General features: G+C 55.5%; 27 protein-coding genes, 4 tRNA genes and 1 rRNA gene. All 32 read left to right on the top strand.

Features of this window, described 5'->3' with window-relative positions:
- Nucleotides 1–104: 104 nt before the first annotated feature.
- Nucleotides 105–220: ribosomal RNA gene (rrf, locus tag AC1DRN_RS12880) — 5S ribosomal RNA — on the top strand.
- A 137-nt stretch (nucleotides 221–357) separates the two neighbouring features.
- Nucleotides 358–1,317: a bifunctional biotin--[acetyl-CoA-carboxylase] ligase/biotin operon repressor BirA gene (gene birA, locus AC1DRN_RS12885; RefSeq protein ID WP_223461654.1), complete on the top strand. Its 960-nt coding sequence runs from the start codon at nucleotides 358–360 to the stop codon at nucleotides 1,315–1,317.
- Nucleotides 1,307–2,056, top strand: a complete 750-nt coding sequence (locus AC1DRN_RS12890; RefSeq protein ID WP_477786724.1) for a pantothenate kinase — start codon at nucleotides 1,307–1,309, stop codon at nucleotides 2,054–2,056. Before birA ends, AC1DRN_RS12890 begins: the two co-directional genes overlap by 11 nt.
- A 7-nt stretch (nucleotides 2,057–2,063) precedes the next feature.
- Complete coding sequence (locus AC1DRN_RS12895; protein ID WP_223461658.1) at nucleotides 2,064–2,504, top strand: hypothetical protein; 441 nt, start codon at nucleotides 2,064–2,066, stop codon at nucleotides 2,502–2,504.
- Between the two features lie 143 nt (nucleotides 2,505–2,647).
- A tRNA-Tyr gene (locus AC1DRN_RS12900) sits at nucleotides 2,648–2,732 on the top strand.
- 24 nt (nucleotides 2,733–2,756) lie between these two features.
- Nucleotides 2,757–2,830, top strand: a tRNA-Gly gene (locus AC1DRN_RS12905).
- A gap of 26 nt (nucleotides 2,831–2,856) precedes the next feature.
- Nucleotides 2,857–2,932: transfer RNA gene (locus AC1DRN_RS12910), tRNA-Thr, on the top strand.
- A gap of 174 nt (nucleotides 2,933–3,106) precedes the next feature.
- Nucleotides 3,107–3,182: transfer RNA gene (locus AC1DRN_RS12915), tRNA-Trp, on the top strand.
- A gap of 45 nt (nucleotides 3,183–3,227) precedes the next feature.
- Entirely contained in the window at nucleotides 3,228–3,596 is a 369-nt protein-coding gene (gene secE / locus AC1DRN_RS12920; RefSeq protein WP_223461660.1) for a preprotein translocase subunit SecE, read from the top strand.
- A gap of 9 nt (nucleotides 3,597–3,605) precedes the next feature.
- Nucleotides 3,606–4,139, top strand: a complete 534-nt coding sequence (nusG, locus tag AC1DRN_RS12925; RefSeq protein WP_223461663.1) for a transcription termination/antitermination protein NusG — start codon at nucleotides 3,606–3,608, stop codon at nucleotides 4,137–4,139.
- A 117-nt stretch (nucleotides 4,140–4,256) separates the two neighbouring features.
- Complete coding sequence (rplK, locus tag AC1DRN_RS12930; protein ID WP_007933726.1) at nucleotides 4,257–4,688, top strand: 50S ribosomal protein L11; 432 nt, start codon at nucleotides 4,257–4,259, stop codon at nucleotides 4,686–4,688.
- Nucleotides 4,688–5,383 carry a 50S ribosomal protein L1 gene (gene rplA, locus AC1DRN_RS12935; RefSeq protein WP_003186095.1) on the top strand — a complete coding sequence of 232 codons (696 nt, stop codon included), beginning with the start codon at nucleotides 4,688–4,690 and terminating at the stop codon, nucleotides 5,381–5,383. Before rplK ends, rplA begins: the two co-directional genes overlap by 1 nt.
- 198 nt (nucleotides 5,384–5,581) lie before the next feature.
- A complete protein-coding gene (gene rplJ, locus AC1DRN_RS12940; RefSeq protein ID WP_007970413.1) occupies nucleotides 5,582–6,082 on the top strand; it encodes a 50S ribosomal protein L10 in 501 nt (166 codons plus the stop codon).
- A gap of 75 nt (nucleotides 6,083–6,157) precedes the next feature.
- On the top strand, nucleotides 6,158–6,523 hold the full coding sequence (gene rplL / locus AC1DRN_RS12945) for a 50S ribosomal protein L7/L12 (protein ID WP_095945914.1): 366 nt from the start codon (nucleotides 6,158–6,160) through the stop codon (nucleotides 6,521–6,523).
- Between the two features lie 220 nt (nucleotides 6,524–6,743).
- Nucleotides 6,744–10,817 carry a DNA-directed RNA polymerase subunit beta gene (gene rpoB, locus AC1DRN_RS12950; protein ID WP_108218341.1) on the top strand — a complete coding sequence of 1,358 codons (4,074 nt, stop codon included), beginning with the start codon at nucleotides 6,744–6,746 and terminating at the stop codon, nucleotides 10,815–10,817.
- A gap of 64 nt (nucleotides 10,818–10,881) precedes the next feature.
- Nucleotides 10,882–15,081 carry a DNA-directed RNA polymerase subunit beta' gene (rpoC, locus tag AC1DRN_RS12955; RefSeq protein WP_056728978.1) on the top strand — a complete coding sequence of 1,400 codons (4,200 nt, stop codon included), beginning with the start codon at nucleotides 10,882–10,884 and terminating at the stop codon, nucleotides 15,079–15,081.
- A gap of 216 nt (nucleotides 15,082–15,297) precedes the next feature.
- A complete protein-coding gene (gene rpsL, locus AC1DRN_RS12960; protein ID WP_003186084.1) occupies nucleotides 15,298–15,669 on the top strand; it encodes a 30S ribosomal protein S12 in 372 nt (123 codons plus the stop codon).
- A gap of 108 nt (nucleotides 15,670–15,777) precedes the next feature.
- Complete coding sequence (rpsG, locus tag AC1DRN_RS12965) at nucleotides 15,778–16,251, top strand: 30S ribosomal protein S7 (protein ID WP_007994653.1); 474 nt, start codon at nucleotides 15,778–15,780, stop codon at nucleotides 16,249–16,251.
- 30 nt (nucleotides 16,252–16,281) lie between these two features.
- Nucleotides 16,282–18,387 carry an elongation factor G gene (fusA, locus tag AC1DRN_RS12970; RefSeq protein ID WP_007994652.1) on the top strand — a complete coding sequence of 702 codons (2,106 nt, stop codon included), beginning with the start codon at nucleotides 16,282–16,284 and terminating at the stop codon, nucleotides 18,385–18,387.
- Between the two features lie 30 nt (nucleotides 18,388–18,417).
- Complete coding sequence (gene tuf / locus AC1DRN_RS12975) at nucleotides 18,418–19,611, top strand: elongation factor Tu (protein ID WP_477786725.1); 1,194 nt, start codon at nucleotides 18,418–18,420, stop codon at nucleotides 19,609–19,611.
- Nucleotides 19,612–19,768: 157 nt separating this feature from the next.
- Nucleotides 19,769–20,080 (top strand): 30S ribosomal protein S10, encoded by a 312-nt coding sequence (gene rpsJ / locus AC1DRN_RS12980; RefSeq protein WP_003186070.1) that lies wholly within the window; start codon nucleotides 19,769–19,771, stop codon nucleotides 20,078–20,080.
- A gap of 80 nt (nucleotides 20,081–20,160) precedes the next feature.
- Nucleotides 20,161–20,796, top strand: coding sequence for a 50S ribosomal protein L3 (rplC, locus tag AC1DRN_RS12985; protein WP_003186059.1), 636 nt, complete (start codon nucleotides 20,161–20,163; stop codon nucleotides 20,794–20,796).
- Nucleotides 20,797–20,808: 12 nt separating this feature from the next.
- Nucleotides 20,809–21,411: a 50S ribosomal protein L4 gene (gene rplD / locus AC1DRN_RS12990; RefSeq protein WP_003228735.1), complete on the top strand. Its 603-nt coding sequence runs from the start codon at nucleotides 20,809–20,811 to the stop codon at nucleotides 21,409–21,411.
- Nucleotides 21,408–21,707, top strand: coding sequence for a 50S ribosomal protein L23 (gene rplW, locus AC1DRN_RS12995; RefSeq protein WP_002555488.1), 300 nt, complete (start codon nucleotides 21,408–21,410; stop codon nucleotides 21,705–21,707). The genes rplD and rplW overlap by 4 nt, the downstream gene beginning before the upstream one ends.
- A 14-nt stretch (nucleotides 21,708–21,721) precedes the next feature.
- On the top strand, nucleotides 21,722–22,546 hold the full coding sequence (gene rplB, locus AC1DRN_RS13000) for a 50S ribosomal protein L2 (protein WP_003228734.1): 825 nt from the start codon (nucleotides 21,722–21,724) through the stop codon (nucleotides 22,544–22,546).
- 16 nt (nucleotides 22,547–22,562) lie between these two features.
- Nucleotides 22,563–22,838, top strand: coding sequence for a 30S ribosomal protein S19 (gene rpsS, locus AC1DRN_RS13005; protein WP_002555486.1), 276 nt, complete (start codon nucleotides 22,563–22,565; stop codon nucleotides 22,836–22,838).
- Nucleotides 22,839–22,849: 11 nt separating this feature from the next.
- Entirely contained in the window at nucleotides 22,850–23,182 is a 333-nt protein-coding gene (rplV, locus tag AC1DRN_RS13010) for a 50S ribosomal protein L22 (RefSeq protein WP_003103908.1), read from the top strand.
- A 13-nt stretch (nucleotides 23,183–23,195) separates the two neighbouring features.
- Nucleotides 23,196–23,882, top strand: a complete 687-nt coding sequence (rpsC, locus tag AC1DRN_RS13015; protein ID WP_008065719.1) for a 30S ribosomal protein S3 — start codon at nucleotides 23,196–23,198, stop codon at nucleotides 23,880–23,882.
- A gap of 12 nt (nucleotides 23,883–23,894) precedes the next feature.
- Nucleotides 23,895–24,308, top strand: coding sequence for a 50S ribosomal protein L16 (gene rplP, locus AC1DRN_RS13020; protein ID WP_003228729.1), 414 nt, complete (start codon nucleotides 23,895–23,897; stop codon nucleotides 24,306–24,308).
- Entirely contained in the window at nucleotides 24,308–24,499 is a 192-nt protein-coding gene (gene rpmC / locus AC1DRN_RS13025; protein ID WP_002555481.1) for a 50S ribosomal protein L29, read from the top strand. The genes rplP and rpmC overlap by 1 nt, the downstream gene beginning before the upstream one ends.
- 2 nt (nucleotides 24,500–24,501) lie before the next feature.
- Entirely contained in the window at nucleotides 24,502–24,768 is a 267-nt protein-coding gene (gene rpsQ / locus AC1DRN_RS13030) for a 30S ribosomal protein S17 (protein ID WP_003176419.1), read from the top strand.
- A 23-nt stretch (nucleotides 24,769–24,791) separates the two neighbouring features.
- A complete protein-coding gene (rplN, locus tag AC1DRN_RS13035; RefSeq protein WP_002555479.1) occupies nucleotides 24,792–25,160 on the top strand; it encodes a 50S ribosomal protein L14 in 369 nt (122 codons plus the stop codon).

Genomic DNA, 25,160 nt, shown 5'->3' on the forward strand with positions numbered 1-25,160 from the left:
GTGTGAAGACGCAATGAACCGAAAGTTCGACGCTCACAAAACACCGAAAGCTGTCACATACCCAATTTGCTGAAACGTTGAAAAACGGTTCAGTACCCGAATTTCTTGACGACCATAGAGCATTGGAACCACCTGATCCCATCCCGAACTCAGCAGTGAAACGATGCATCGCCGATGGTAGTGTGGGGTTTCCCCATGTGAGAGTAGGTCATCGTCAAGATTAAATTCCGAACCCCCTATCTGCGCACGCAGGTAGGGGTTTTGTTTTTGTCCGCAGGAAAGCCACGGCTACTGGATTTCTATGCAATCGCTCGGTGCGTGGCTATCATGCGGGCCTCATTGTGAGGCGAGACCTGCATGCTGACGTTGTTAAAGCTTCTTAAAGATGGCCGATTCCATTCGGGTCAAGCATTGGGTGCTGCCCTGGGCGTCAGTCGAAGTGCCGTGTGGAAGCAGCTTCAGCATTTGGAGGCTGAGCTGGGTTTGTCTATTCATAAGGTTCGTGGGCGCGGCTATCAATTGTCCGCGCCATTAGCGCTGCTCGATCCTGCCGAGATAAGCGCTCAGGCGCACTCTTGCGCCTGGCCCGTCCAGGTTTACGACTCAATCGACTCCACTAATGCCGAAGCACTGCGCGCTATCGGACGGGGGCAGGCGGCACCGTTTGTGGTGCTTTCGGAGCGGCAGACGGCCGGGCGCGGGCGACGTGGTCGCAAGTGGGTCAGTCCATTCGCAGAAAATCTCTATTACAGCCTGGTGCTACGCATTGATGGTGGGATGCGTCAGTTGGAGGGCTTGAGTCTGGTCGTTGGACTCGCTGTTTTGCAGACGTTACGTGAGCTCGGTATTGCAGCCGCTGGGTTGAAGTGGCCTAACGATGTCCTTGTGGGGCAGAAAAAGATCGCTGGAATATTGCTTGAGTTGGTTGGTGATCCTGCTGATGTGTGCCACGTGGTTCTGGGGGTAGGAATCAATGTGAATATGCAGTCCGCTGATGAGGTGGACCAGCAATGGACTTCCCTGCGGCTCGAGTCAGGCAAGTTGTTTGATCGCAACCAATTGGTCGCGGTGTTGGGGGAGATACTGCAGCGATACCTGGCTCGTCACCAGGCGGGTGGTTTTTTGGCCATCCAGTCAGAGTGGGAGCAGAATCACCTGTGGCAGGGGCGAAGCGTGTCGTTGATTGCCGGCGTCAATCAAATTGATGGTGAAGTGCTTGGTATTGATGGCCAGGGCGCCTTGCGCCTGAAGGTGGATGGTGTGGAGAAAGTCTTCAGTGGTGGTGAGTTGAGCCTGAGGTTGCGTGATGATTCTTGAGCTCGATTGTGGGAATAGTTTCATCAAGTGGCGTGTGCTTGCCGCTAATGCCGGGCAGGTGCTGGGCGAAGGGGTCGTCGATTCCAATCTCGCATTGCTGGAGGGGTTGGGGGAGCTCAAAGGGCTTGCCCTCACGTTTTGCCGGCTGGTGAGCGTCAGGACCGCGGAGGAAACCGCTGCGCTGACGTCTTTGCTCAGGGATACCTTTGATGTGCCGGTTGTGTGCGCAACGCCAGCGCGCGAAATGTCAGGCGTGCGCAACGGGTATGAGGAGTTTGAGCGGCTGGGTCTGGATCGGTGGCTTGCAATGCTCGGGGGCTTTCATCTGGCGTCAGCTGCGTGTCTGGTGCTCGATTTCGGTACGGMCGTGACTGCTGACTTTATAGCGGCGGATGGAGAGCACCTGGGTGGTTTCATCTGTCCGGGGATGCCGTTGATGCGTAACCAGTTACGCACCCACACTCGCAAAATTCGTTATGGGGATCTGGCGGCCGAGCAGGCACTGGAAAGTCTTGTCCCGGGGCGCGCGACTGTCGAGGCTGTAGAGCGTGGTTGTTTGCTGATGTTGCGCGGCTTCGTGCTGACCCAGCTCGAGTTGGCGCGCAGCTACTGGGGTGAGGACTTTGTCGTATTCCTCACCGGGGGGGATGCGGGCCTGGTTACTGAGGTCGTGCCTCAGGCCAGGGTTGTTCCGGACTTGGTGTTTGTCGGATTGGCCATGGCCTGTCCCTTATCCTGAGGTTTTTATGCGTTGGTTGTTTCTGCTGCTGCTTGTCCTCAATGGCTTCTACTACATCTGGCATCAACAAGAGGCTCCTCTGCGCGCGAAGGATGTCACGCCTTTGAGCCTGTATCGCGGATCTCAACAAGATATCCGCTTGTTGAGCGAAGCGAGTGACGTAGCCAAAGACAAGAGTAAAACTGTCTCGACAGACAATGGCTGCCTTTATCTGGGCGGCTATACGCGCCAGGAGGCCGCGCAGGCGGTTGAGCGACGTTTGAGCGGGATGGAGGTCAAGTATCAGTCCCTGCCGAAAGCTGCGGCAGAAGGGGCGGGGTATTGGGTGCGTATCGCACCGGAAAGCCGGCGTTGGCTGGACGATTTGCAGTTGATAAACCTTTCTAAAGAATTCAATGAGTTAAAACATAAAATAATGCCGTGCGAGGGGGTTGCACCCACCGAATAGTTTGCATAGAATGGCGCCCGCTCCACAGCGAACACCGGAAACGGTTAACGGTGTGAAGTGAGGTCAACGCAGCTAAGCTCAGGTTTTTAATGAGAAAAATGCTTGACAGAAGGCTGGCATGATGTAGAATGCCGGCTCGCTTAGGAGGGGTTCCCGAGCGGCCAAAGGGATCAGACTGTAAATCTGACGTCTACGACTTCGAAGGTTCGAATCCTTCCCCCTCCACCATTTTTAGCGAGAGCTGTAAGCCTCGCGGGTATAGTTTAGTGGTAGAACCTCAGCCTTCCAAGCTGATGATGCGGGTTCGATTCCCGCTACCCGCTCCAAGTTTACAGGTTTTGCACAGTGTTACGCTCTTGTAGCTCAGTTGGTAGAGCACACCCTTGGTAAGGGTGAGGTCAGCGGTTCAAATCCGCTCAAGAGCTCCATATAACAAGGCAGATATGAAAATATCTGCCTTTGTTTTAGGTGGTAGTGGTTGCGCCTGATTGTGTTTCTGAGGGTTGCCGGTGTCGTGAATGCCGGCGTTGCAGCCAGGATTGCCTGGTAAGTGTTGTAAAGTCTTTTTCGGGTCGGCATAATGGTCGGCCTGATTTTGTTTTAGGTCAGTAGCTCAATTGGCAGAGCGACGGTCTCCAAAACCGTAGGTTGGGGGTTCGATTCCCTCCTGACCTGCCAGATTCACTCGGTGTGTCTGGCTTTCTTTTCACAGGATCTTCATAGATGACTCCTAAAGCTGAAGCTCAAGGCTCTCGTTTCGACCTCCTCAAGTGGCTTGTAGTAGTCGCTCTGGTGGTTGTTGGCGTTGTTGGCAATCAGTACTTTTCTACTTCGCCGATCCTGTACCGCGTACTCGCATTGCTTGCTATTGCTGCCGTAGCTGCCTTTGTAGGCTTGCAGACGGTCAAGGGCAAGTCTTTCTTTGTACTGGTTAAGGAAGCACGCACCGAAATTCGTAAAGTCGTTTGGCCAACTCGCCAAGAAACCACGCAGACCACGTTGATCGTTGTGGCTGTTGTCCTGGTTATGGCGTTGCTGTTGTGGGGGCTTGATTCCCTGCTCGGCTGGCTTGTTTCCTTGATCGTCGGCTAAGGGTGTCCCGTGGCTAAGCGTTGGTATGTTGTGCATGCTTACTCCGGTTACGAGAAGCATGTAATGCGCTCGCTGATCGAGCGCGTAAAGCTGGCCGGTATGGAAGATGGCTTCGGCGAGATTCTGGTTCCCACTGAAGAAGTGGTTGAAATGCGCAATGGCCAGAAGCGCAAAAGCGAACGCAAATTCTTCCCTGGCTATGTGCTGGTGCAGATGGATATGAACGAGGGTACTTGGCACTTGGTCAAGGATACTCCTCGGGTGATGGGTTTCATTGGCGGTACTGCCGATAAGCCTGCGCCAATCACCGATAAAGAAGCAGAAGCGATTCTGCGCCGCGTTGCCGATGGCAGCGACAAGCCGAAGCCGAAGACGTTGTTCGAGCCAGGCGAGTCGGTGCGTGTCAGTGATGGTCCGTTCGCAGATTTTACCGGTGTTGTTGAAGAAGTTAACTACGAAAAGAGCCGGATCCAGGTCGCAGTGCTCATTTTCGGTCGCTCTACTCCGGTGGAGCTCGAGTTCAGCCAGGTCGAAAAGGTCTAGTTGAACAAAAATCCCAACCCCGCAGCCGTAGGCTGTGGGGTTTTGTCGTCACTGGGATAAACGCGCAAGTAACCGGGGAGCCTTTCGAGGCGTTTGAACCCGTAATTGGAGTGCCTCATGGCCAAGAAGATTACCGCTTACATCAAGCTGCAAGTGAAAGCCGCTCAGGCTAACCCAAGCCCACCTGTTGGTCCTGCTCTGGGTCAGCACGGCGTGAACATCATGGAATTCTGCAAGGCTTTCAACGCCCGTACTCAGGGTCTTGAGCCAGGTCTGCCGACTCCAGTGATCATCACTGTCTACAGCGACCGTAGCTTCACTTTCGAAACCAAATCCACCCCTGCTTCGGTTCTGCTGAAGAAGGCGGCCGGTCTGACCAGCGGTTCCGCTCGTCCGAACACCGTTAAGGTTGGCACCGTGACTCGTGCTCAGCTGGAAGAAATCGCGAAAACCAAAAACGCGGATCTGACTGCAGCTGATATGGAAGCAGCCGTGCGTACTATCGCCGGTTCTGCTCGTAGCATGGGCCTTAACGTGGAGGGTGTGTAATGGCTAAGCTGACCAAGCGTCAAAAGGCTATCGCCGGCAAAATCGAAGCAGGCAAGGCCTACAACTTTGTAGACGCTGCTGCCCTGCTGGCCGAGCTGTCGACTGTCAAGTTCAGCGAGTCGTTCGACGTAGCTGTAAACCTGGGTGTTGACCCACGTAAATCCGACCAGGTCGTTCGTAGCGCTACTGTGCTGCCACACGGCACTGGCAAGACCGTTCGCGTTGCTGTGTTCACCCAGGGTCCAGCTGCTGAAGCCGCTCTGGCTGCCGGCGCTGACCGCGTAGGCATGGACGACCTGGCTGCCGAAATGAAAGGCGGCGACCTGAACTATGACGTAGTGATCGCATCCCCGGATGCAATGCGCGTTGTAGGTCAGTTGGGTCAGATCCTCGGTCCACGTGGCCTGATGCCTAACCCTAAAGTCGGCACCGTAACTCCAGACGTAGCTACCGCGGTTAAAAACGCCAAGGCTGGTCAGGTTCGTTATCGCACCGACAAAAACGGCATCATCCACACTTCCGTTGGCAAGATCGGCTTCGACGCCGTCAAGCTGAAGGAAAACGTTGAGGCCCTGATCGCTGATCTGAAGCGTATCAAGCCAGCTTCCTCGAAAGGCATTTACGTCAAGCGCGTTACCCTGAGCACCACTATGGGCCCAGGTCTGGTCATCGACCAAAGCTCGCTCGACGCGTAAGACACAGATTGGCGCAAGTAATTGCGCCAATTGAAAAATTGGGGTCCCTGCCTGGCGGGGGCTATCCAAGACCGTAGGCGACGCAAGTCTTAAACCACAAGCCTACGCAGATGGTGCTCCCGGTTCCTTACCGAATCAGACACCAAAACGACATCCGGTTTCGACCAGATGAAACGGTAACAAGCAGGAGTTAAACCCGTGGCAATTAAACTCGAAGACAAGAAGGCCATCGTCGCTGAAGTCAACGAGGCTGCCAAAGTCGCTCTGTCCGCTGTCGTGGCTGATGCCCGTGGCGTAACAGTAGGCGCGATGACCGGACTCCGTAAAGAGGCTCGTGAAGCTGGCGTTTACGTACGTGTTGTACGTAACACCCTGCTCAAGCGCGCTGTTGCTGACACTGAATTCAGTGTCCTCAACGACGTGTTCACTGGCCCTACCCTGATTGCGTTCTCCAAGGAACATCCAGGCGCTGCTGCCCGGATCTTCAAGGAATTCGCAAAGGGTCAGGACAAGTTCGAGATCAAGGCAGCTGCGTTCGAGGGCAAGTTCCTCGCAGCTAACCAAATCGACGTACTGGCAACTCTGCCGACCCGTGACGAAGCAATTTCTCAGCTGATGAGCGTGATTCAAGGCGCTACCAGCAAATTGGCTCGTACTCTGGCGGCAATTCGCGACCAGAAAGAAGCTGCTGCAGCCTAAGGCTCGTCAACTTCTCGCGTTTTTTGTTTTTTTCGATGGTCGCGTAGGCCGTCCCCAATATCAGGAATTAGATTCATGTCTATCTCTCAGAACGATATCCTTGAAGCAGTTGGCAACATGTCCGTAATGGAAGTTGTTGAGCTGATCAAAGCTTTCGAAGAAAAATTCGGCGTTACCGCTGCTGCTGCATCGGCAGGTCCTGCCGCTGCTGCCGCTGTTGTTGAAGAGCAAACCGAATTCAACGTCATGCTGACCGAAGCTGGCGAGAAGAAAGTTAACGTGATCAAGGCTGTACGTGAACTGACCGGTCTGGGCCTGAAAGAAGCCAAGGCTGTAGTTGACGGCGCACCTGCCATGGTTCTGGAAGCTGTTGCCAAAGAAGCAGCTGACAAAGCCAAAGCAGTTCTGGAAGAAGCAGGCGCTAAAGTCGAGCTGAAGTAAGCATCGACTTTGCTCCTCCAGCCCGAGCGTTAAGCGACAGGCTGATGGCTGGTGGCTCTTGCCACCGGCCTTTTTCCGTTACTGGCAGCCGACTCGGTCGGTGCCGATAACGTGCTGTAACCACCCGATGCGGTGGCGCAAACCATGGGGTTTGCACGATTTTCTGGCTGCTCCCGTCGGGAGGGGCCAAACAAGCAGGTGACCAAGCTGGGGAACGCTGATGGCTTACTCATATACTGAGAAAAAACGTATCCGCAAGGACTTTAGCAAGTTGCCGGACGTCATGGATGTGCCGTACCTCCTGGCCATCCAGCTGGATTCGTATCGTGAATTCTTGCAAGCGGGAGCGACTAAAGATCAGTTCCGCGACGTGGGCCTGCATGCGGCCTTCAAATCCGTTTTCCCGATCATCAGCTACTCCGGCAATGCTGCGCTGGAGTACGTCGGTTATCGCCTGGGCGAACCGGCATTTGATGTCAAAGAATGCGTATTGCGCGGTGTAACTTACGCCGTACCTTTGCGGGTAAAAGTGCGCCTGATCATTTTCGACAAAGAATCGTCGAACAAAGCGATCAAGGACATCAAAGAGCAAGAAGTCTACATGGGTGAAATCCCCCTGATGACTGAAAACGGTACCTTCGTAATCAACGGTACCGAGCGTGTAATCGTTTCCCAGCTGCACCGTTCCCCGGGCGTGTTCTTCGACCACGACCGTGGCAAGACGCACAGCTCCGGTAAACTGCTGTACTCCGCGCGCATCATTCCTTACCGCGGTTCGTGGCTGGACTTCGAGTTCGACCCGAAAGACTGCGTGTTCGTGCGTATCGACCGTCGTCGCAAGCTGCCTGCCTCGGTACTGCTGCGCGCGCTGGGCTATACCACTGAAGAAGTGCTGGACGCGTTCTACACCACCAACGTATTCCACGTGAAGGGCGAGACCCTGAGCCTGGAACTGGTGCCTCAGCGCCTGCGCGGTGAAATCGCCGTCCTCGATATTCTGGATGACAAAGGCAAGGTTATTGTCGAGCAAGGTCGTCGTATCACCGCTCGCCACATCAACCAGCTGGAAAAAGCCGGGATCAAAGAGCTGGATGTGCCTCTGGACTACGTCCTGGGTCGCACAACCGCCAAGGTCATCGTGCACCCGGCAACCGGCGAAATCCTGGCAGAGTGCAACACCGAGCTGAACACCGAGATCCTGGCCAAAATCGCCAAGGCTCAGGTTGTTCGCATCGAAACTCTGTACACCAACGATATCGACTGCGGTCCGTTCGTCTCCGACACCCTGAAGATCGACTCCACCAGCAACCAACTGGAAGCGCTGGTCGAGATCTATCGCATGATGCGTCCTGGCGAGCCGCCAACCAAAGACGCTGCCGAGACCCTGTTCAACAACCTGTTCTTCAGCCCTGAGCGCTATGACCTGTCTGCGGTCGGCCGGATGAAGTTCAACCGTCGTATCGGTCGTACCGAGATCGAAGGTTCGGGCGTGCTGTGCAAGGAAGACATCGTCGCGGTACTGAAGACCCTGGTCGACATCCGTAACGGTAAAGGCATCGTCGATGACATCGACCACCTGGGTAACCGTCGTGTTCGCTGCGTAGGCGAAATGGCCGAGAACCAGTTCCGCGTTGGCCTGGTACGTGTTGAGCGTGCGGTCAAAGAGCGTCTGTCGATGGCTGAAAGCGAAGGCCTGATGCCGCAAGACCTGATCAACGCCAAGCCAGTGGCTGCGGCGGTGAAAGAGTTCTTCGGTTCCAGCCAGCTGTCCCAGTTCATGGACCAGAACAACCCGCTGTCCGAGATCACCCACAAGCGTCGTGTTTCCGCACTCGGCCCTGGCGGTCTGACTCGTGAGCGTGCCGGCTTCGAAGTTCGTGACGTACACCCGACTCACTACGGTCGTGTATGCCCGATCGAAACGCCGGAAGGTCCGAACATCGGTCTGATCAACTCCCTGGCTGCCTACGCGCGCACCAACCAGTACGGCTTCCTCGAGAGCCCGTACCGTGTGGTGAAAGACGCTCTGGTCACCGACGAGATCGTATTCCTGTCCGCCATCGAAGAAGCCGATCACGTGATCGCTCAGGCCTCGGCCACGATGAACGACAAGAAAGTCCTGATCGACGAACTGGTAGCTGTTCGTCACTTGAACGAATTCACCGTCAAGGCGCCGGAAGACGTCACCTTGATGGACGTATCGCCGAAGCAGGTAGTTTCGGTTGCTGCGTCGCTGATTCCGTTCCTCGAGCACGACGACGCCAACCGTGCGTTGATGGGTTCGAACATGCAGCGTCAAGCTGTACCAACCCTGCGCGCTGACAAGCCGCTGGTAGGTACCGGCATGGAGCGTAACGTAGCCCGTGACTCCGGCGTTTGCGTCGTGGCTCGTCGTGGCGGCGTGATCGACTCCGTCGACGCCAGCCGTATCGTGGTTCGTGTTGCCGATGACGAAGTTGAAACCGGTGAAGCCGGTGTCGACATCTACAACCTGACCAAGTACACCCGCTCCAACCAGAACACCTGCATCAACCAGCGTCCGCTGGTGCGTAAGGGTGATCGGGTTCAGCGTAGCGACATCATGGCCGACGGCCCGTCCACCGACATGGGTGAGCTGGCGCTGGGTCAGAACATGCGCATCGCGTTCATGGCATGGAACGGCTTCAACTTCGAAGACTCCATCTGCCTGTCCGAGCGTGTTGTTCAGGAAGACCGCTTCACCACGATCCACATCCAGGAACTGACCTGTGTGGCCCGTGACACCAAGCTTGGCCCAGAGGAAATCACTGCCGACATCCCGAACGTGGGTGAAGCGGCTCTGAACAAGCTGGACGAAGCCGGTATCGTTTACGTAGGTGCTGAAGTTGGCGCAGGCGACATCCTGGTCGGTAAGGTCACTCCGAAAGGCGAGACCCAGCTGACTCCGGAAGAAAAACTGCTGCGTGCGATCTTCGGTGAAAAAGCCAGCGACGTTAAGGACACTTCCCTGCGTGTACCTACCGGTACCAAAGGTACTGTCATCGACGTACAGGTCTTCACCCGCGACGGCGTTGAGCGTGATGCTCGTGCACTGTCGATCGAGAAGTCCCAGCTGGACGAGATCCGCAAGGACCTGAACGAAGAGTTCCGCATCGTTGAAGGTGCTACTTTCGAACGTCTGCGTTCCGCTCTGGTCGGCCACAAAGCCGAAGGCGGCGCCGGTCTGAAGAAAGGCCAGGACATCACCGACGAAGTTCTCGACGGTCTTGAGCACGGCCAGTGGTTCAAACTGCGCATGGCTGAAGATGCTCTGAACGAGCAGCTCGAGAAGGCTCAGGCCTACATCGTTGATCGTCGCCGTCTGCTGGACGACAAGTTCGAAGACAAGAAGCGCAAACTGCAGCAGGGCGATGACCTGGCTCCAGGCGTGCTGAAAATCGTCAAGGTCTACCTGGCAATCCGTCGTCGCATCCAGCCGGGCGACAAGATGGCCGGTCGTCACGGTAACAAGGGTGTGGTCTCCGTGATCATGCCGGTTGAAGACATGCCGCACGATGCCAATGGCACCCCGGTCGACGTTGTCCTCAACCCGTTGGGCGTACCTTCGCGTATGAACGTCGGTCAGATCCTTGAAACCCACCTGGGCCTCGCGGCCAAGGGTCTGGGCGAGAAGATCAACCGCATGATTGAAGAGCAGCGCAAAGTTGCCGAGCTGCGCAAGTTCCTGCACGAGATCTATAACGAGATCGGCGGTCGTCAGGAAAGCCTCGATGACTTCTCGGACCAGGAAATCCTGGATCTGGCTCAAAACCTGCGTGGCGGCGTTCCAATGGCCACTCCAGTGTTCGACGGTGCCAAGGAAAGCGAAATCAAGGCCATGCTGAAACTGGCGGATCTGCCAGAAAGCGGCCAGATGCAGCTGACCGACGGCCGTACCGGCAACAAGTTCGAGCGCCCGGTTACCGTTGGCTACATGTACATGCTGAAGCTGAACCACTTGGTAGACGACAAGATGCACGCTCGTTCTACCGGTTCGTACAGCCTGGTTACCCAGCAGCCGCTGGGTGGTAAGGCGCAGTTCGGTGGTCAGCGTTTCGGGGAGATGGAGGTCTGGGCACTGGAAGCATACGGTGCCGCTTACACTCTGCAAGAAATGCTCACAGTGAAGTCGGACGATGTGAACGGCCGTACCAAGATGTACAAAAACATCGTGGATGGCGATCACCGTATGGAGCCGGGCATGCCCGAGTCCTTCAACGTGTTGATCAAGGAAATTCGTTCCCTCGGCATCGATATCGATCTGGAAACCGAATAACACGTGACGCGAATCGAGAGCGGGGCAGGATTGCCCGCTCTCTGCTCCGCCAGGAGGAAAGGCCTTGAAAGACCTACTGAATTTGCTGAAAAACCAGGGTCAAGTCGAAGAGTTCGACGCCATCCGTATCGGATTGGCATCGCCTGAGATGATCCGTTCGTGGTCGTTCGGTGAAGTTAAAAAGCCGGAAACCATCAACTACCGTACGTTCAAGCCTGAGCGTGACGGCCTGTTCTGCGCCAAGATCTTTGGCCCGGTAAAGGATTACGAGTGCCTGTGCGGTAAGTACAAGCGCTTGAAGCACCGTGGTGTGATCTGCGAGAAGTGTGGCGTTGAAGTCGCGCTGGCAAAAGTTCGTCGTGAGCGCATGGCGCACATCGAACTGGCCTCGCCAGTTGCCCACATCTGGTTCCTGAAATCGCTGCCGTCCCGTATCGGCTTGCTGATGGACATGACCCTGCGTGATATCGAACGCGTTCTCTACTTCGAGAGCTATGTCGTTATCGATCCAGGCATGACCACCCTTGAAAAAGGTCAGCTGCTCAACGACGAGCAGTACTTCGAAGCGCTGGAAGAGTTCGGCGACGATTTCGATGCCCGCATGGGTGCCGAAGCTGTCCGCGAACTGCTGCACGCTATCGACCTGGAACACGAGATTGGCCGCCTGCGTGAAGAAATTCCGCAAACCAACTCCGAAACCAAGATCAAGAAGCTGTCCAAGCGTCTGAAGTTGATGGAAGCCTTCCAGGGTTCCGGCAACCTGCCAGAGTGGATGGTGCTGACCGTTCTGCCGGTTCTGCCGCCAGATCTGCGTCCACTGGTCCCGCTCGATGGCGGTCGCTTCGCGACTTCCGACCTCAACGATCTGTATCGTCGAGTGATCAACCGTAACAACCGCTTGAAGCGCCTGCTGGATCTGTCCGCTCCGGACATCATCGTGCGCAACGAAAAGCGTATGTTGCAGGAAGCCGTCGACGCACTGCTCGACAACGGTCGTCGTGGCCGCGCTATCACCGGCTCCAACAAGCGTCCTCTGAAATCCCTGGCTGACATGATCAAGGGTAAGCAGGGTCGTTTCCGTCAGAACTTGCTCGGTAAGCGTGTTGACTACTCCGGCCGTTCGGTAATTACCGTAGGTCCGACCCTGCGTCTGCACCAGTGCGGTCTGCCGAAGAAGATGGCTCTCGAGCTGTTCAAACCGTTCATTTTCGGCAAGCTTGAAATGCGTGGTCTCGCTACCACCATCAAGGCTGCCAAGAAGATGGTCGAGCGCGAGCTGCCAGAGGTTTGGGACGTTCTCGCTGAAGTGATTCGCGAACACCCGGTTCTTCTCAACCGTGCACCGACCCTTCACCGTCTGGGTATCCAGGCGTTTGAACCGGTACTGATCGAAGGTAAGGCTATCCAGCTGCACCCTCTGGTCTGCGCCGCGTACAACGCCGACTTCGACGGCGACCAAATGGCCGTGCACGTACCGCTGACGCTGGAAGCCCAGCTCGAAGCGCGTGCGTTGATGATGTCGACCAACAACATTCTGTCGCCAGCCAACGGTGAGCCAATCATCGTTCCGTCGCAGGACGTTGTATTGGGTCTGTACTACATGACTCGTGAAGCGATCAACGCCAAGGGCGAAGGTCGTGTGTTCGCGGATCTGCAAGAAGTTGACCGTGTGTTCCGTGCCGGCGAAGCCGCACTGCACGCCAAGGTCAAGGTGCGGATCAACGAAACCGTCAACGACCGTGATGGCGGCAGCGTGAGCAACACCCGTATCGTCGACACCACTGTCGGCCGTGCGCTGTTGTTCCAGGTTGTGCCAAAAGGTCTGTCCTACGACGTCGTCAACCTGCCGATGAAGAAAAAGGCGATCTCCAAGCTGATCAACCAGTGCTATCGCGTGGTTGGTCTGAAAGAGACCGTGATCTTCGCTGACCAGTTGATGTACACCGGTTTTGCTTATTCGACCATTTCCGGCGTTTCCATCGGTGTTAACGACTTCGTTATCCCGGATGAAAAAGCCCGCATCATCAATGCTGCTACTGATGAAGTGAAAGAGATCGAAAGCCAGTACGCCTCCGGCCTGGTAACCCAGGGCGAGAAGTACAACAAAGTGATCGACCTTTGGTCCAAGGCGAACGACGAAGTTTCCAAGGCGATGATGGCCAACCTCTCKAAAGAGAAAGTCATCGACCGTCATGGCGTCGAAGTCGACCAGGAATCCTTCAACTCGATGTACATGATGGCCGACTCGGGTGCGCGGGGTTCCGCAGCACAGATTCGTCAGCTGGCCGGTATGCGTGGCCTGATGGCCAAGCCGGACGGTTCCATCATTGAAACGCCGATTACCGCGAACTTCCGTGAAGGTTTGAGCGTACTTCAGTACTTCATCTCCACTCACGGTGCTCGTAAGGGTCTTGCGGATACCGCGTTGAAAACGGCTAACTCCGGTTACCTGACTCGTCGTCTGGTAGACGTTGCACAAGATCTGGTTGTAACCGAGATCGATTGCGGCACCGAGCACGGTCTGCTGATGACTCCGCACATTGAAGGCGGTGACGTTGTAGAGCCGTTGGGTGAGCGCGTATTGGGTCGTGTTATCGCCCGTGACGTATTCAAGCCAGGTACCGAGGACGTCATCGTTCCTGCCGGCACCCTGGTAGACGAGAAGTGGGTCGAGTTCATCGAGCTCAACAGCATCGACGAAGTGATCGTGCGTTCGCCGATCAGCTGCGAAACCCGTTTCGGCATCTGCGCCAAGTGCTACGGTCGTGATCTGGCTCGTGGTCACCAGGTGAACATCGGTGAAGCGGTCGGCGTTATCGCTGCCCAGTCCATCGGTGAGCCGGGTACCCAGCTGACGATGCGTACGTTCCACATCGGTGGTGCGGCAAGCCGGACCTCCGCAGCCGACAGCGTTCAGGTGAAGAATGGCGGTACTGTCCGTCTGCACAACCTGAAGCATGTTGAGCGAGTGGATGGTCACCTGGTTGCCGTGTCCCGTTCCGGTGAGCTGGCCATCGCTGATGACTTCGGTCGTGAGCGTGAGCGTTACAAGCTGCCATACGGTGCCGTGATTTCGGTTAAAGAAGGTGACAAGGTCGAAGCTGGCGCCATCGTGGCCAAGTGGGATCCGCACACTCACCCGATCGTTACCGAAATGAAAGGTACCGTGACCTACGTGGGCATGGAAGAAGGCATCACGATCAAGCGTCAGACTGACGAATTGACCGGTATGACCAACATTGAAGTACTCGACGCCAAAGATCGTCCAGCTGCCGGTAAGGACATCCGTCCTGCCGTGAAGATGGTCGACGACAACGGCAAGGATCTGTTGCTGCCAGGCACTGACGTTATCGCTCAGTACTTCCTGCCAGCCAACGCCCTGGTTGGTGTAGCGGATGGTGCGAAGATCGCGATCGGTGATGTTATCGCTCGTATCCCGCAAGAGACTTCGAAGACTCGCGACATCACCGGTGGTCTGCCGCGTGTTGCCGACTTGTTCGAAGCCCGTCGTCCGAAAGAAGCGTCGATTCTGGCTGAAGTCAGCGGCACCATCGCGTTCGGTAAAGAGACCAAAGGCAAGCGCCGTCTGGTTATTACCCCGAACGACGGTACCGATCCGTACGAAGAGCTGATTCCGAAGTGGCGTCACCTGAACGTGTTCGAAGGCGAACAGGTAAACCGCGGCGAAGTTATCTCCGACGGTCCGAGCGATCCACACGACATCCTGCGTCTGCTGGGTGTGAGTGCGCTGGCCAAGTACATCGTCAACGAGATCCAGGACGTTTACCGTCTGCAAGGCGTGAAGATCAACGACAAGCACATCGAGACCATCCTGCGTCAGATGCTGCGTAAAGTTGAGATCGCTGAATCCGGCGATTCCAGTTTCATCAAGGGCGACCAGATGGAATTGACTCACGTACTGGTAGAGAACGAGCGTCTGAGCGGCGAAGACAAGTTTGTCTCCAAGTTCACTCGCGTTCTGCTGGGTATCACCAAGGCGTCGTTGTCCACCGAATCGTTCATCTCGGCGGCTTCCTTCCAGGAAACCACTCGCGTACTGACCGAGGCGGCGGTAACCGGCAAGCGCGATTACCTGCGCGGCCTGAAAGAAAACGTGGTCGTGGGTCGTCTGATCCCGGCTGGTACCGGCCTGGCTTATCACAGCGAGCGTAAGCGCCGCCGTGATGCAGACAAGCCGTTGCGCGTAAGCGCCAGTGAAGTGGAAGCTGCACTGACCGAAGCGCTGAACTCGAGCGGTAACTGAGTTCTGCGGTAAATGAGTGTGAGGCCCTGGTCACTCCGTTCATCGAATCGAGACAATTTGTCGAGATTGGATGAGCGGGGAGGGCGGGGCCTTGCCTTGACTGGGGACAAGATCCTCTTTAGACTCTTGTACCCCTAAATTTGGCGGGAACTCGTTCMTGCCATTTTGCTTTTCTTGCAAGACAATAGCGTCGCAAGACAACAGTGGAGCTAGTAGATGGCAACTATCAACCAGCTGGTACGTCAGCCGCGTAAGCGTATCGTCGAGAAATCCGACGTGCCTGCGCTGCAGAACTGCCCGCAACGCCGTGGCGTGTGCACCCGTGTGTACACCACCACGCCGAAAAAACCTAACTCGGCACTGCGTAAAGTATGCCGTGTGCGCCTGACCAACGGTTTCGAGGTTTCCTCGTACATCGGCGGTGAAGGCCACAACCTGCAAGAGCACAGCGTGGTACTGATCCGCGGCGGTCGTGTAAAAGACTTGCCAGGTGTTCGTTACCACACCGTTCGCGGTTCGTTGGATACTTCCGGTGTTAAAGGTCGTAACCAGGGTCGTTCGAAGTACGGTACCAAGCGTCCGAAGTAATCGGCCGTTTTGCAGTTTTTCATTTTATTGAGTCGATAAGAGTAAGGTCGGGCACGCATCCATAGGAGCTGTCCMGGGCTAACCTGAAGACCGTTTGAGGGCTTATCAATGCCAAGACGTCGCGTAGCAGCCAAGCGTGAGATTCTGGACGATCCGAAATACGGAAGCCAAATCCTCGCCAAATTCATGAACCACGTAATGGAAAGCGGCAAGAAAGCCGTTGCCGAGCGTATCGTTTATGGTGCCCTGGATACCGTGAAGGCTCGTAAGGCCGGCACCGATCCCCTGGAACTCTTCGAAAAAGCACTCGACGCCATCGCTCCGCTGGTCGAAGTGAAGTCGCGCCGCGTTGGTGGTGCTACTTACCAGGTTCCGGTCGAGGTTCGTCCTTCCCGTCGTAACGCTCTGGCAATGCGCTGGTTGGTAGACTACGCCCGCAAGCGCGGCGAGAAGTCTATGGCTCTGCGTTTGGCTGGCGAACTGTTGGACGCTGCTGAAGGTAAAGGTGCTGCAGTTAAGAAGCGTGAAGACGTTCACCGTATGGCTGAAGCCAACAAGGCTTTCTCGCACTACCGCTTCTAATTTTAGCGTCACTAATTTTGCGAGGGCTTTATGGCTCGTACAACACCGATTAATCGCTACCGTAACATTGGTATCGTTGCACACGTGGATGCTGGTAAAACCACCACCACCGAGCGCGTCCTTTTTTACACTGGCAAAAGTCACAAAATGGGCGAGGTGCATGACGGCGCCGCGACCACAGACTGGATGGTGCAGGAGCAGGAGCGTGGTATTACCATTACTTCTGCTGCCATTACCGCCTTCTGGCAGGGTTCTGCGAAGCAGCACAAGGACCAGTACCGTTTCAACGTCATCGATACCCCGGGCCACGTAGACTTCACTATTGAAGTTGAGCGTTCCCTGCGCGTACTCGACGGCGCGGTCGTTGTGTTCTGTGGTACTTCCGGCGTTGAGCCTCAGTCCGAAACCGTATGGCGTCAAGCCAACAAGTACGGTGTTCCACGTATCGTTTACGTGAACAAAATGGACCGTGCCGGTGCGAACTTCCTGCGTGTGATCGCTCAGATCAAGCAGCGTCTGGGTCACACTCCGGTGCCTATCCAGTTGGCTATCGGTTCCGAAGACAACTTCCAGGGTCAGATCGATCTGATGACCATGGAAGCGGTTTACTGGAACGATGCCGACAAGGGTATGACTCCTCGTCGTGAAGCTATCCCTGCCGAACTGCAGGAACTGGCTGAAGAGTGGCGCAACAACATGGTTGAGGCTGCGGCCGAAGCCAGCGAAGAGCTGATGAACAAGTACCTTGAAGGTGAAGAACTCACCATCGAGGAAATCAAGGGTGCTCTGCGTCAGCGTACTATCGCTGGTGAGATCGTTCTGGCTGTTTGCGGTTCTTCCTTCAAGAACAAGGGTGTTCCCCTGGTTCTCGACGCCGTTATCGACTACCTGCCGGCTCCAACCGACATTCCTGCCATCAAGGGTACCGACCCGGATGACGAGGAAAAGCAGATGGAGCGTCATGCAGACGACAACGAGCCGTTCTCGGCTCTGGCGTTCAAGATCGCTACCGACCCATTCGTGGGTACCTTGACTTTCGTCCGTGTTTACTCGGGCGTGTTGGCCTCCGGCGACGGCGTGATCAACTCGGTCAAAGGCAAGAAAGAGCGCGTGGGTCGTATGGTGCAGATGCACGCAAACGCCCGTGAAGAGATCAAGGAAGTACGCGCTGGTGACATCGCGGCCCTGATCGGCATGAAGGACGTCACCACTGGTGAAACCTTGTGCAACGCTGACAAGCCAATCATCCTGGTTCGCATGGACTTCCCGGAGCCGGTTATTTCGGTTGCCGTAGAGCCTAAGACCAAGGATGACCAGGAAAAAATGGGTATCGCTCTGGGCAAACTTGCTCAGGAAGACCCGTCTTTCCGCGTCAAGACTGATGAAGAGACTGGTCAAACGATCATCTCTGGCATGGGCGAACTGCACCTGGACATCCTGGTTGACCGGATGCGCCGTGAGTTCAACGTCGAAGCCAACATCGGCAAGCCTCAGGTTTCGTATCGTGAGCGCATCACGAAGAACTGCGAAATCGAAGGCAAGTTCGTTCGTCAGTCCGGTGGTCGTGGCCAGTTCGGCCATTGCTGGATCCGTTTTGCTCCTGCTGACGAAGGTCAGGAAGGTCTGCAATTCGTGAACGAAGTAGTGGGTGGTGTGGTTCCTAAGGAATACATCCCGGCTATCCAGAAGGGTATCGAAGAGCAGATGAAGAACGGCGTTGTTGCCGGCTATCCGCTGATCGGCCTGAAGGCTACCGTGTTTGATGGTTCTTACCACGACGTCGACTCGAACGAGATGGCGTTTAAGGTGGCTGCTTCCATGGCGACCAAGCAACTGGCCCAGAAGGGCGGTGGTGAGTTGCTCGAGCCGATCATGGCGGTAGAGGTTGTTACGCCTGAAGACTATATGGGTGACGTGATGGGCGACCTTAACCGTCGTCGCGGCATGATTCTGGGTATGGAAGACACGGTCTCCGGCAAGGTGATCCGTGCTGAAGTTCCGTTGGGCGAGATGTTCGGTTATGCGACCGACGTTCGTTCGATGTCCCAGGGTCGCGCAAGCTACTCTATGGAATTCAAAAAATACAATACAGCTCCGTCGCACATCGTCGAAACTGTAACCAAAAAACAAGGCTGATTCAGTCCTTTAGGCAAGGAGTTAATTGTCGTGGCTAAAGAAAAATTTGATCGTTCCCTACCGCACGTCAACGTTGGCACCATCGGTCACGTTGACCACGGTAAAACCACTCTGACCGCAGCTCTGACTCGCGTTTGCTCCGAAGTTTTCGGTTCCGCAATCGTTGATTTCGATAAAATCGACAGCGCGCCAGAAGAAAAAGCTCGTGGTATCACCATCAACACCGCGCACGTCGAGTACAACTCGAAGATCCGTCACTACGCTCACGTTGACTGCCCAGGTCACGCTGACTATGTGAAGAACATGATCACCGGTGCTGCCCAGATGGATGGCGCGATCCTGGTTTGCTCGGCCGCTGATGGTCCGATGCCACAAACCCGTGAACACATCCTGCTGTCCCGTCAGGTAGGCGTTCCGTACATCGTGGTTTTCCTGAACAAGGCTGACCTGGTAGACGACGCTGAGCTGCTGGAACTGGTCGAGATGGAAGTTCGCGACCTGCTGTCCACCTACGACTTCCCGGGCGATGACACTCCAATCATCATCGGTTCGGCTCGTATGGCGCTGGAAGGCARAGACGACAACGAAATGGGCACTACTGCCGTTCGTAAACTGGTTGAAACTCTGGACAGCTACATCCCAGAACCAGAGCGTGCTATCGACAAGCCATTCCTGATGCCAATCGAAGACGTATTCTCGATCTCGGGTCGTGGTACTGTTGTGACTGGTCGTATCGAGCGCGGTATCGTTCGCGTTCAAGATGCACTGGAAATCGTTGGTCTGCGTGACACCACCACCACCACCTGCACCGGTGTTGAAATGTTCCGCAAGCTGCTCGACGAAGGTCGTGCTGGCGAGAACTGCGGCGTTCTGCTGCGTGGTACCAAGCGTGACGACGTTGAGCGTGGCCAGGTTCTGGTTAAGCCGGGTTCGGTTAAGCCGCACACCAAGTTCACCGCAGAAGTTTACGTTCTGAGCAAGGAAGAAGGCGGTCGTCACACTCCGTTCTTCAAAGGCTACCGTCCACAGTTCTACTTCCGTACTACTGACGTGACTGGTAACTGCCAGCTGCCAGAAGGCGTTGAAATGGTAATGCCAGGTGATAACATCCAGATGGAAGTTACCCTGATCAAGACCATCGCAATGGAAGACGGCCTGCGTTTCGCTATCCGTGAAGGCGGTCGTACCGTCGGCGCTGGCGTCGTAGCCAAAATCATCGAGTAAGCATCTCTTTTGAGATAGCTTCGATGCTTTGAAAAGCCCCCGCTCAGCGGGGGCTTTTTTATTGGGTTGACACCCATCTGGGGCGTCTATAGAATTGCGCCTCCTTTTAACGGGCGTATTGCGCCCGGTGGGAATAGCAGCCGGAGTCTGAAATCCAATGCAAAATCAGCAAATCCGTATCAGGTTGAAGGCTTTCGACCATCGCCTGATCGACCAATCAACCCAGGAAATCGTGGAAACCGCGAAACGTACTGGTGCTCAAGTGCGTGGTCCAATTCCACTGCCTACCCGTAAAGAGCGGTTCACCGTTCTGGTCTCCCCGCACGTCAACAAAGACGCGCGTGACCAGTACGAGATCCGTACTCATAAGCGCGTTCTGGACATCGTCCAGCCAACGGATAAAACCGTTGATGCTCTTATGAAGCTTGATCTTGCGGCCGGTGTGGAAGTGCAGATCAGCCTCGGCTAAGACTCGGTCTTAGTCGTGTAACGCTCTGAAATGGGCGGCCATAGCGGGTGAAAGCCCCGTACACTCATGAGGTTTACAACATGACTATTGGTGTAGTCGGTCGTAAATGCGGTATGACCCGTATTTTCACCGAAGAAGGTGTCTCCATTCCGGTCACGGTCATTGAGATCGAACCGAATCGCGTCACCCAGTTCAAAACTGAAGAGACCGATGGCTATCGTGCAGTGCAAGTCACTGTCGGCGAGCGTCGCGCTTCGCGTGTAACAGCAGCTCAGGCTGGCCACTTCGCTAAGGCGAATGTTGCCGCTGGTCGTACCGTAATGGAATTCCGCCTTGAAGAAGGCGAGTACCAGGCCGGCGATCTGATCAACGCTGAAATCTTCGCCGCTGGTCAACTGGTTGATGTAACCGGTCAGTCCAAGGGTAAAGGCTTCCAGGGTACGATCAAGCGTTGGAATTTCCGCGGGCAAGATAACACCCACGGTAACTCCGTATCCCACCGCGTTCCAGGCTCTATCGGCCAGTGCCAGACTCCTGGTCGTGTATTCAAGGGCAAAAAAATGTCCGGTCATATGGGCGCTGAGCGCGTGACCGTGCAGTCCCTCGAAGTAGTGCGCGTGGACGCTGAACGCAATCTGTTGTTGGTCAAGGGCGCTGTTCCTGGCGCTACTGGCGGCAACTTGGTTGTACGTCCAGCAGCCAAGGCTCGCGGTTAAGGGGAAGCTGACATGCAATTAAATGTAAATGACGCTCAAGCGATCGAAGTTTCCGAACTGACATTTGGCGGCGAGTTCAACGAGACGCTGGTTCACCAAGCAGTCGTGGCCTACATGGCTGGCGGCCGTCAGGGTTCCAAGCAGCAAAAGACCCGTTCCGACGTTCGTGGTGGCGGCAAGCGCCCATGGCGTCAGAAAGGTACTGGCCGTGCTCGTGCCGGTACTATCCGTAGCCCAATCTGGCGTGGCGGCGGTACCACTTTCGCAGCTCGTCCACAGGATCACTCCCAGAAGCTGAACAAGAAGATGTATCGCGCAGCAATGCGTTCCATCCTTGCTGAGCTGGTGCGTACTGATCGTCTGGTCGTGGTTCAGGATTTCGCCGTTGAAACGCCGAAAACCAAAGACCTGCTGGGCAAGCTGAACAACATGAGCCTGACCGACGTTCTGATCGTGTCGGACGCTGTTGATCAGAACCTGTACCTGGCTGCTCGTAACCTGCCACACGTAGATGTACGTGACGTGCAAGGTTCCGATCCAGTTAGTCTGATCGCATACGACAAGGTGTTGATCACCGTGTCGGCCGTGAAGAAATTCGAGGAGCTGCTGGGATGAACCAGGAACGCGTATTTAAAGTTCTGCTTGGCCCGCACGTTTCCGAGAAGGCTACGGTTCTGGCAGACAAGAAAGGCCAGTTCGTTTTCAAGGTTGCGACCGACGCAACCAAGCTGGAAATCAAGAAGGCCGTCGAAAGCCTGTTCAGCGTGAAAGTAGAGCGTGTTACTACCCTGAATGTTCTGGGTAAGAGCAAGCGCACTGCTCGCGGTCTGGGCAAGCGTAATGACTGGAAGAAGGCAGTTATCTCCCTTCAGCCAGGCCAAGATCTCGATTTCAGCAGCAGTGCTGAGTAAGGAAGGGGTGCATCATGGCAATCGTTAAATGCAAACCGACTTCCCCTGGCCGCCGTTTTGTGGTCAAGGTGGTCAATCAGGAGCTGCATAAAGGCGCTCCTCACGCACCGCTGCTCGAGAAAAAATCGAAGACTGGTGGTCGTAACAACAATGGCCGTATTACTACCCGTCATATCGGTGGTGGTCATAAGCAGCATTATCGTATGGTCGATTTCCGTCGCAACGACAAAGATGGCATCGTCGCCACTGTCGAGCGTATCGAATACGATCCAAACCGTACTGCTCACATCGCACTGCTGTGCTACGCAGACGGCGAGCGCCGCTACATCATCGCCCCTAAAGGCGTGAGTGCTGGCGACCAGCTGATCGCAGGCGCACTGGCTCCAATCAAGCCAGGCAACGCTCTGCAACTGCGCAACATTCCAGTCGGTTCCACCGTACACGGCATCGAACTGAAGCCGGGTAAAGGCGCACAGATCGCTCGTTCCGCTGGTGCTTCGGCTCAGCTGATCGCTCGTGAAGGCGTTTACGTGACCCTGCGTCTGCGTTCCGGTGAAATGCGTAAAGTCCTGGCTGAATGCCGTGCGACCCTGGGCGAAGTCTCGAACTCCGAGCACAGCCTGCGTTCGCTGGGTAAAGCTGGTGCCAAACGCTGGCGTGGCGTTCGCCCAACCGTTCGTGGTGTTGCCATGAACCCGGTTGACCACCCACATGGTGGTGGTGAAGGTCGTACCTCTGGTGGTCGTCATCCGGTATCGCCATGGGGCTTCCCGACTAAGGGCGCGAAGACTCGTGGTAATAAGCGTACCGACAAAATGATCGTCCGTCGTCGCAAGTAAATAGAGGGATACGACAGTGCCACGTTCTCTGAAAAAAGGTCCTTTTATCGATCTTCACCTACTGAAGAAGATCGAAGTGGCGGCGGAAAAGAACGATCGCAAACCGGTGAAAACCTGGTCGCGTCGTTCGATGATCCTGCCACAAATGGTCGGTCTGACCATCGCAGTACACAACGGTCGTCAGCACGTCCCAGTTCTCGTGAACGAAGACATGGTCGGCCACAAACTGGGCGAGTTCGCCGGTACCCGCACTTATCGCGGGCACGTGGCAGACAAGAAAGCCAAGCGTTAAGGGGTTAGGAAATGGAAGTAGCCGCTAAGTTGTCGGGCGCTCGAATCTCCGCCCAGAAAGCCCGCTTGGTCGCCGACCAGATCCGCGGGAAGAAGGTGGGCGAAGCGCTCAACCTGTTGGCTTTCAGCAGTAAGAAAGCCGCCGAGATCATGAAGAAAGTGCTKGAGTCGGCCGTAGCCAACGCCGAGCATAACGAAGGCGCAGACGTTGATGACCTGAAGGTCAGCACTGTTTTCGTCAACGAAGGGCGTTCGCTGAAGCGCATCATGCCACGTGCCAAAGGCCGTGCTGATCGCATCGTCAAGCGGTCTTGCCATATCACTGTCAAGGTTGCTGACAAGTAACGGAGTCGAAGAGATGGGTCAGAAAGTACATCCCATTGGCATTCGCCTGGGAATCGTCAAGGAGCACACCTCCGTCTGGTACGCAGACGGTCGGACTTATGCGGACTATTTGCTCGCAGATCTGAAGGTGCGTGAGTATCTCCAAGACAAACTAAAAAGCGCGTCCGTAAGCCGTATCGATATCCATCGTCCGGCCCAAACTGCACGTATCACCATCCACACCGCTCGTCCAGGTATCGTTATCGGGAAGAAAGGTGAAGATGTTGAGAAACTGCGTCAGGACCTGACCAAGCAAATGGGTGTGCCTGTGCACATCAATATCGAAGAGATCCGCAAGCCGGAACTCGACGGTATGCTGGTTGCGCAGAGCGTAGCTCAGCAGCTGGAGCGTCGCGTAATGTTCCGTCGTGCTATGAAGCGCGCCGTACAGAACGCCATGCGCATTGGTGCCAAAGGCATCAAAATCCAAGTGAGCGGTCGTCTCGGCGGTGCTGAAATCGCACGTACTGAATGGTATCGCGAAGGTCGTGTGCCATTGCACACCCTGCGTGCCGACATCGACTATGCCAACTACGAAGCTCACACCACCTACGGTGTGATCGGTGTAAAGGTTTGGATCTTCAAAGGCGAAGTAATTGGTGGTCGCCAAGAAGAACTGAAACCACAAGCACCAGCGCCTCGTAAAAAAGCTGCTAAGTAAGGGGTACGCCAAATGTTGCAACCAAAGCGTACGAAGTTCCGCAAGCAAATGACTGGTCACAACCGTGGCCTGGCATTGCGCGGTAGCAAAGTCAGCTTCGGCGAGTTCGCGCTGAAGTCTGTTGCTCGTGGTCGTCTCACCGCTCGTCAGATCGAGTCAGCGCGTCGTGCTCTGACCCGTCACGTAAAACGTGGCGGCAAGATCTGGATCCGTGTATTCCCGGACAAGCCTATTTCCAAGAAGCCACTCGAAGTTCGGATGGGTAAAGGTAAGGGTAACGTCGAATACTGGGTTGCCCAGATTCAGCCAGGCAAAGTCCTGTATGAAATCGAGGGTGTTTCTGAAGAGCTGGCGCGTGAGGCTTTCGCCCTGGCTGCTGCAAAGCTGCCGCTCGCCACCTCCTTTGTTAAACGGACGGTGATGTGATGAAAGCGAATGAACTTCGTGAAAAATCCGCACAGCAGCTGAACGAGCAACTGCTCGGCTTGCTGCGCGACCAGTTCAATCTGCGTATGCAGAAAGCAACTGGCCAGTTGGGGCAGTCTCATCTGCTCTCGCAAGTTAAGCGTGACATCGCTCGCGTGAAGACTGTGCTCAACCAGCAGGCAGGTAAGTAATCATGGCTGAAGCCGAAAAAACTGTCCGTACGCTGACTGGCCGTGTTGTCAGCGACAAGATGGACAAAACCATCACCGTTCTGATCGAGCGTCGCGTTAAGCACCCGATCTACGGTAAATACGTTAAGCGTTCGACTAAGCTGCACGCGCACGACGAAACCAATCAGTGCCACATCGGCGACAAAGTCACTATTCGTGAAACTCGTCCTTTGGCCAAGACCAAGTCTTGGGCGCTGGTTGATGTTCTCGAACGCGCTGTGGAAGTCTAAGGACTAGGGGTCGGAGAAATTATATGATTCAGACTCAATCCATGCTCGATGTGGCCGATAACAGCGGCGCTCGCCGCGTTATGTGCATCAAGGTGCTGGGTGGCTCCCATCGTCGTTACGCTGGTATCGGTGACATCATCAAAGTTACCGTCAAGGAAGCAATTCCTCGCGGTAAAGTGAAAAAAGGCCAAGTGATGACTGCTGTTGTAGTCCGCACTCGTCACGGCGTACGTCGTGCTGATGGCTCCATTATCCGCTTTGATGGCAACGCTGCTGTTCTTCTGAACAACAAGCAAGAGCCGATCGGCACCCGTATCTTTGGGCCAGTGACCCGTGAACTTCGTACTGAGAAGTTCATGAAGATCGTCTCGCTCGCCCCAGAAGTGCTGTAA

Source organism: Pseudomonas sp. P5_B3 (assembly GCF_056400405.1).

What these genes read in the sequence shown, in the direction of transcription:
- birA (WP_223461654.1), top strand. Translation starts at nt 358, where the DNA reads ATGCTGACGTTGTTAAAGCTTCTTAAAGATGGCCGATTCCATTCGGGT.
- AC1DRN_RS12895 (WP_223461658.1), top strand. Translation starts at nt 2,064, where the DNA reads ATGCGTTGGTTGTTTCTGCTGCTGCTTGTCCTCAATGGCTTCTACTAC.
- secE (WP_223461660.1), top strand. Translation starts at nt 3,228, where the DNA reads ATGACTCCTAAAGCTGAAGCTCAAGGCTCTCGTTTCGACCTCCTCAAG.
- rplK (WP_007933726.1), top strand. Translation starts at nt 4,257, where the DNA reads ATGGCCAAGAAGATTACCGCTTACATCAAGCTGCAAGTGAAAGCCGCT.
- rplA (WP_003186095.1), top strand. Translation starts at nt 4,688, where the DNA reads ATGGCTAAGCTGACCAAGCGTCAAAAGGCTATCGCCGGCAAAATCGAA.
- rplL (WP_095945914.1), top strand. Translation starts at nt 6,158, where the DNA reads ATGTCTATCTCTCAGAACGATATCCTTGAAGCAGTTGGCAACATGTCC.
- rpoB (WP_108218341.1), top strand. Translation starts at nt 6,744, where the DNA reads ATGGCTTACTCATATACTGAGAAAAAACGTATCCGCAAGGACTTTAGC.
- rpsL (WP_003186084.1), top strand. Translation starts at nt 15,298, where the DNA reads ATGGCAACTATCAACCAGCTGGTACGTCAGCCGCGTAAGCGTATCGTC.
- rpsG (WP_007994653.1), top strand. Translation starts at nt 15,778, where the DNA reads ATGCCAAGACGTCGCGTAGCAGCCAAGCGTGAGATTCTGGACGATCCG.
- fusA (WP_007994652.1), top strand. Translation starts at nt 16,282, where the DNA reads ATGGCTCGTACAACACCGATTAATCGCTACCGTAACATTGGTATCGTT.
- rpsJ (WP_003186070.1), top strand. Translation starts at nt 19,769, where the DNA reads ATGCAAAATCAGCAAATCCGTATCAGGTTGAAGGCTTTCGACCATCGC.
- rplC (WP_003186059.1), top strand. Translation starts at nt 20,161, where the DNA reads ATGACTATTGGTGTAGTCGGTCGTAAATGCGGTATGACCCGTATTTTC.
- rplD (WP_003228735.1), top strand. Translation starts at nt 20,809, where the DNA reads ATGCAATTAAATGTAAATGACGCTCAAGCGATCGAAGTTTCCGAACTG.
- rplW (WP_002555488.1), top strand. Translation starts at nt 21,408, where the DNA reads ATGAACCAGGAACGCGTATTTAAAGTTCTGCTTGGCCCGCACGTTTCC.
- rplB (WP_003228734.1), top strand. Translation starts at nt 21,722, where the DNA reads ATGGCAATCGTTAAATGCAAACCGACTTCCCCTGGCCGCCGTTTTGTG.
- rpsC (WP_008065719.1), top strand. Translation starts at nt 23,196, where the DNA reads ATGGGTCAGAAAGTACATCCCATTGGCATTCGCCTGGGAATCGTCAAG.
- rplP (WP_003228729.1), top strand. Translation starts at nt 23,895, where the DNA reads ATGTTGCAACCAAAGCGTACGAAGTTCCGCAAGCAAATGACTGGTCAC.
- rpmC (WP_002555481.1), top strand. Translation starts at nt 24,308, where the DNA reads ATGAAAGCGAATGAACTTCGTGAAAAATCCGCACAGCAGCTGAACGAG.
- rpsQ (WP_003176419.1), top strand. Translation starts at nt 24,502, where the DNA reads ATGGCTGAAGCCGAAAAAACTGTCCGTACGCTGACTGGCCGTGTTGTC.
- rplN (WP_002555479.1), top strand. Translation starts at nt 24,792, where the DNA reads ATGATTCAGACTCAATCCATGCTCGATGTGGCCGATAACAGCGGCGCT.